The 4880-nt window shown below is 63.3% G+C and carries 5 protein-coding genes and 2 pseudogenes; 3 read left to right on the top strand and 4 right to left on the bottom strand.

The features are described 5' to 3' along the window. From RMO57_RS05165 to RMO57_RS05155, 3 genes and pseudogenes are all read left to right on the top strand, one after another. Nucleotides 1-1069, top strand: a pseudogene (locus tag RMO57_RS05165) (hypothetical protein); the annotation flags it as partial. 67 nt (nt 1070-1136) lie between these two features. Beyond that, nucleotides 1137-1751, top strand: coding sequence for a LysE family translocator (locus tag RMO57_RS05160; protein WP_310384859.1), 615 nt, complete (start codon nt 1137-1139; stop codon nt 1749-1751). A gap of 40 nt (nt 1752-1791) precedes the next feature. Continuing rightward, entirely contained in the window at nt 1792-2862 is a 1071-nt protein-coding gene (locus RMO57_RS05155; RefSeq protein ID WP_310384857.1) for an ATP-dependent 6-phosphofructokinase, read from the top strand. On the opposite strand, the gene RMO57_RS05150 is transcribed toward RMO57_RS05155, so the two are convergent. From RMO57_RS05150 to eno, 4 genes and pseudogenes are all read right to left on the bottom strand, one after another. Continuing rightward, entirely contained in the window at nt 2839-3525 is a 687-nt protein-coding gene (locus RMO57_RS05150) for an ATP-binding protein (protein WP_310384856.1), read from the bottom strand. The two genes, RMO57_RS05155 and RMO57_RS05150, sit on opposite strands and share 24 nt — an antisense overlap. Nucleotides 3526-3531: 6 nt before the next feature. Continuing rightward, entirely contained in the window at nt 3532-4152 is a 621-nt protein-coding gene (gene pnuC / locus RMO57_RS05145) for a nicotinamide riboside transporter PnuC (protein ID WP_310384853.1), read from the bottom strand. A 21-nt stretch (nt 4153-4173) separates the two neighbouring features. Then, a complete protein-coding gene (locus RMO57_RS05140; RefSeq protein ID WP_310384852.1) occupies nt 4174-4443 on the bottom strand; it encodes a septum formation initiator family protein in 270 nt (89 codons plus the stop codon). 34 nt (nt 4444-4477) lie between these two features. Further along, nucleotides 4478-4880, bottom strand: a pseudogene (gene eno / locus RMO57_RS05135) (phosphopyruvate hydratase); the annotation flags it as partial.

Genomic DNA, 4880 nt, shown 5'->3' with positions numbered 1-4880 from the left:
GCTGGCCTTGATGGTGATTCTTTGCGCGCTCGATGTCGCTTGGGCCGATACCTTGCAGCGTCTGCAGATCGACTCGCATTGGCTGTGCCTGCGTAGGCCCAAGCCGCATCCGATTGCGCGCACCGGCCTGCGCAGCATGTTGATGGCCTGGTCCCGCCAGATCAGCATACTCACCTGGCAACGCCGGCCCAATGTCAGCCATCATTTCGTGCGGCTGTGGCTGCAGTACGGCGCGCGGGGCGGCATCCGGCCACGCGTCGCACGCACGCTTGTTTGGTACGGCGTGACTTTGCTGGCGGTCGGCCTGCTGTTTGCCGGCCTCAGTGACGGCCAGATGCCCGAGGTGCCGGTGCGGGGCGACGAACACCGCCAACTGGTGCGCGCCACGCTATACGCCCTGGTGCTGCTGCTGCCACTGTTGGTGGTTGCCGTGGCCGATGCGACGCTGCTGGCGGTTCGCTTCATCGGCCATTTGAATGCCGGCCGCACGGTCTACCCGAGGCGCACGCTGCGCCATTTCGCCGAGGGTATGGGTACTGAGCAAGCCAATGAATGGTTGCAATGTCTTGCGGAGGATCCGGCGGAGCGCAAGCCCGGGAGCGTTGGGCCGCACAGTTTGCTCGACGATTGGATCGATGTGCAGGTGGTAGCAAAGCGCACCGAATATGTGTCGAAACTGGTGATCTGGCCCTTTGTGGTGGTGGCTCTGCTGATCGTGGCGCGCAGCCGCTTGTTTGACAACTGGGCCTTGACGCCGGCGATCGCCATCTCCATCGCCGTCTATCTGGGCTGGTTGATCATCTTGGCCGTCATGCTGAAGCTCGCCGCCGAGCAAACCCGCCGGCGCGTGCTGGCCAGCATGAACGAAGACCTGCGTTGGTTGGCCGGCGGCCCGGCCAAATCGGTGGCGCTGGTGGAGCCCTTCAAGCGCTTGATCAGCTCGGTCGAGAACAATCAAACCGGTGCGTTTGCGCCGATGTTTGATCAGCCCTTGTTGAAGGCCTTGTTGGTGCCCTTGGGCGGCGCCGGTGGCGCACAGCTGATTGATTACCTGCTGTTGGCGCGCTGATACGAGTTCAAATCCGTTGACACAGGTTGAAGCCATTAGACTGAGCACAGTTTTCACGGAGTTCAGCATGTTTGGAATCACCGACTACCCGGCATTTGCCTTGGCCATCATTGTGTTTTTGATGATCCCGGGGCCGGGGAACTTGGCCTTGATCACGTCCACCGGCAAGGGCGGCATACGCGGCGGCATGGCGGCCACGCTGGGCGTGATCGCCGGTGACCAAATTCTGATGTGGATGGCGGTGGCCGGCGTGGCCGCGCTGCTAACGGCTTACCCGAGCGCCTTTCATGCGGTGCAATGGCTGGGCGCAGCCTATCTGGCCTACTTAGGCGCGCGGATGATCTTGGCCAAGCCCGGTGCGGCGCCGCTGCTCAATATTCGCCCGCGTGACTACTTCAAACAAACCGTCTTGATCACCTTGCTCAACCCCAAGGCCATCATTTTCTATATGGCGTTTTTCCCCTTGTTTGTCAGCCCAACGCGGCATCAGGGTTTGCTGACCTTCGCCGCCATGGCTCTGACGATCGCGCTGCTGACTTTTGTCTATGGTCTGGTGATGGTGTTGCTGACCCACCACCTGGCCGAGCGCATGCGCGCCAATCCGGTCGTCGGCAGCTGGCTGAACCGGATCGCGGGCTTGTTCCTGGTGGGCTTCGGGGTCAAGTTGGTGCTGAGCAAATGAGCGAGAGCGGCGGGCAGCTTCAGCCACGACGGCGTCAGCCATGCACATCGGCATCCTGACCGGCGGCGGCGATTGCCCGGGCCTGAATGCGGTGATTCGGGCCGTCAGCTTGGCGCTGATCACCCAATGCGGCGCCCGCGTCAGCGGCGTTCGCCGCGGCTTTCTGGGCCTGCTGGAACATCAGGTCTTGGCGCTCGACCCGGGCGTGGTCGGCGGCATCCTGGCCCAGGGCGGCACCATTCTGGGTACGCACAACCGTTGTGACCCGTTTCACTATTTCGCTGCCGGCGGCGCCGATGTATCCGCTGAGTTGATGGCTTATGTTCAAGAACTGGGTCTGGACGGCCTGGTCGTGATCGGCGGCGACGGCTCAATGGCGATTGCCGACAAGCTCAGCCGCATCGGCCTGCCGATTGTTGGCGTGCCCAAGACCATCGACAACGATCTGTGTTTGACCGACCGCAGCTTCGGATTCGACAGCGCGGTGGCGATTGTGGCGGAGGCCTTGGACCGGCTGGAGACCACCGCGCGCAGCCATGGCCGGGTGATGATTGCCGAGACGATGGGGCGTTATGCCGGCTGGATTGCGCTGGCGGGCGGTATTGCCGGAGCGGCCGATGTGATTCTGATTCCTGAGCTGCCCTACAGCGTGGAGGCGGTGGCTGAGGTTTGTCGGCGGCGGGAGCAACAAGGCGCGGGCCACACCTTGATTTGTATTGCAGAAGGTGCACATCCACACGACTCCGCGATGGTTGTCAGCCAGACCTTGGCGGATAGCCCTGACCCGCTGCGGCTCGGCGGCGTCGGCGCGGTGCTGGCCCATCAATTGCAAGGCATGCTGAGCAGCGAGGTGCGTTCAACCTTGTTGGGTCATGTGCAGCGGGGCGGCGCGCCGACCGCGTTTGACCGCATCTTGGCGACCCAGTTCGGCTGGGCTGCGGCGCAACTGGTGAAAGACCGACGTTTCGGCCGCATGGTGGTGTTGCAGGGCAGCGAGATGCGCGATGTGGCCTTGGCCGAGGTGGCGGGGCGCAATCGCCTGGTGCCCTTGGATCACCCATGGCTGCTGGCCGCGCGCAGCTTAGGGCTATCGCTGGGACAAACTAGCTGAGGGGCGCTGCAGTGCCAAGTGTTCGCACTCCGGCACGTCGCAGTTGTCACAGGTCCAGCGCCATTCGGGCAGCGCCTCTTGCCTGTCGCTGAGACGCGTAAACAAGCCGCGCTTTGGCATTGAACGGGCCTTCAAAAAGGGTGTGGCGGCGTTCAAGGCCGCCTCTGTTCTGGCTGGACCCGAACCGGCCACCACAGCCCAGCCCAGGCCCGCATTCAGCAGCGCTGCCCGGATCAAGGCATCGACAGGGCCCCGCACCTGTGGGCCGTCACGCTGCAGGCCGTCGGCCATCCAGGGCAGGTCCAGGGCGGTCAACAGCGTCAGCGCGCAGCGGCGGTGAAAAGCCTGTGCGTCGGCCAGCAAGCTGCTGTCATTGAACAGGTATTGGCTGTAGACGGCGGTCATCAAGGCGGTGGTGTCGCAAATGACGATGTCATGCAGCGTAGCCGCGGCGTCGATTTGCGCCGTCTGAGTGGCCGCGATGGCGCTTTGCTCGGCCGCACTCGGCGTGCGGCCGGCGGCCTCGCACCAGGCGCGCAATACTTCCGGGACCCAGGTGCAACGCAGGCCGGTGGCTTCGGTCAAGCGCAGGGTCAGGTCTTGCGCCAGCGCTGATTTGCCGGTGCTCTCGGCGCCGACGATGGCGATCAGCAAGGCCGTCATTGAGTCTTAGCTGGCGACCGCGGGCTGAGCGATCCGTTGCGCCCAAGCCCGCCAGCCGGCCACCGACATCGGGATGAAGACCGCATACAGCAGCACCGTCAACCAATAGCCCTTGTAGGCGAACAGGGCCACGCTGACCACATTGACCAGCACCCAGACACTCCAGTTTTCCTGGTATTTGCGTGCCAGCAGCCACTGGCCCAAGAGGCTGGCCACGGTCGGGAATGCATCCCAGAACGGCACTTGTGAGTCGGTCTGGTGCTGCAGAAAAAAGCCCAGCGCCGGCCAGGCCAGCAGGGTCGCCAGCACGGCCGCAGCGATGCCTTGCGGGCTCAGTCGCCGTACCCGCAGCGCTTGGCCGTCGTCGCCTTTGCCGCGCAGCCATTGCCACCAGCCCCACAGCGCCAGTGCTGCGAACAGCAGTTGCAGCGAGGCCTCGCCGTAGAGCTTGCCGCTCCAAAACAAGATGAAGTAGAGCAGCGAGCTTGCGATCGCCAAGGGCCAGGCCAGCATGTGAACCCGCATATTGCAGAAAACCATCCAGACCGCCAGCGCAAAAGCGAGCAGTTCGACCCAGGTGATGGGGCTGCCGAGCAGCTCGAAGGCCGGCAAGAGTAGCGCGTCCATGGCAATCAATCGGCTTGCGGCCTAACGGCGAATTTGGACGAATATTTCGTCTGGCTTGATCATGCCCAGCTCGAAGCGGGCCTTCTCCTCGACCATCTCCAGGCCTTCGCGCAGGTCGCGCAACTCGGCTTCGAGTTGGGCATTGCGCTGCTTGGCCAGCTCATTCTCGGCCTGCGCTTTCGTCAAAACATCGCGCAACTCCACACCGCGCGGCAGGCTACCCTTGCCCAACCAGAGTTGGGCTTGGATGGCCAGCAAAAATGCGGCGAGGATGATGCTGATGACTTTCACGGCGGCAGTTTAGCCGAGCAAAAGCTAAATCAAATCAGCGTAGATTGTAAAAAGCGGCGCGGCCAGGGTAGTAGGCGATATCGCCCAGGTCTTCTTCGATGCGCAAGAGCTGGTTGTACTTGGCCATGCGGTCCGAACGGCTGAGTGAGCCCGTCTTGATCTGACCGGCGTTGGTGCCCACGGCGATGTCGGCAATGGTCGAGTCCTCGGTCTCGCCCGAGCGGTGCGAGATCACGGCGGTGTAGCCGGCGCGCTTGGCCATCTCGATCGCGGCGAAGGTCTCGGTCAAGGTGCCGATCTGGTTGATCTTGATCAGGATCGAGTTGGCGATGCCGCGGTCGATGCCCTCCTGCAGGATCTTGGTGTCGGTGACGAACAGGTCGTCGCCGACCAGCTGCACCTTCTTGCCGAGCACGTTGGTGAGATGGGCCCAGCCG

This window comes from Roseateles sp. (genome assembly GCF_031397715.1).
In the GTDB taxonomy this organism is placed as follows: Bacteria; Pseudomonadota; Gammaproteobacteria; order Burkholderiales; family Burkholderiaceae_C; genus Paucibacter_A.
The sequence above is the reverse complement of the archived record's forward strand: the minus strand, read 5'-3'. Positions and strand labels throughout refer to the sequence as shown.

Coding starts and splice junctions, on each gene's coding strand:
- RMO57_RS05160 (WP_310384859.1), top strand. CDS start 1,137: ATGTTTGGAATCACCGACTACCCGGCATTTGCCTTGGCCATCATTGTG.
- RMO57_RS05155 (WP_310384857.1), top strand. CDS start 1,792: ATGCACATCGGCATCCTGACCGGCGGCGGCGATTGCCCGGGCCTGAAT.
- RMO57_RS05150 (WP_310384856.1), bottom strand. CDS start 3,525: ATGACGGCCTTGCTGATCGCCATCGTCGGCGCCGAGAGCACCGGCAAA.
- pnuC (WP_310384853.1), bottom strand. CDS start 4,152: ATGGACGCGCTACTCTTGCCGGCCTTCGAGCTGCTCGGCAGCCCCATC.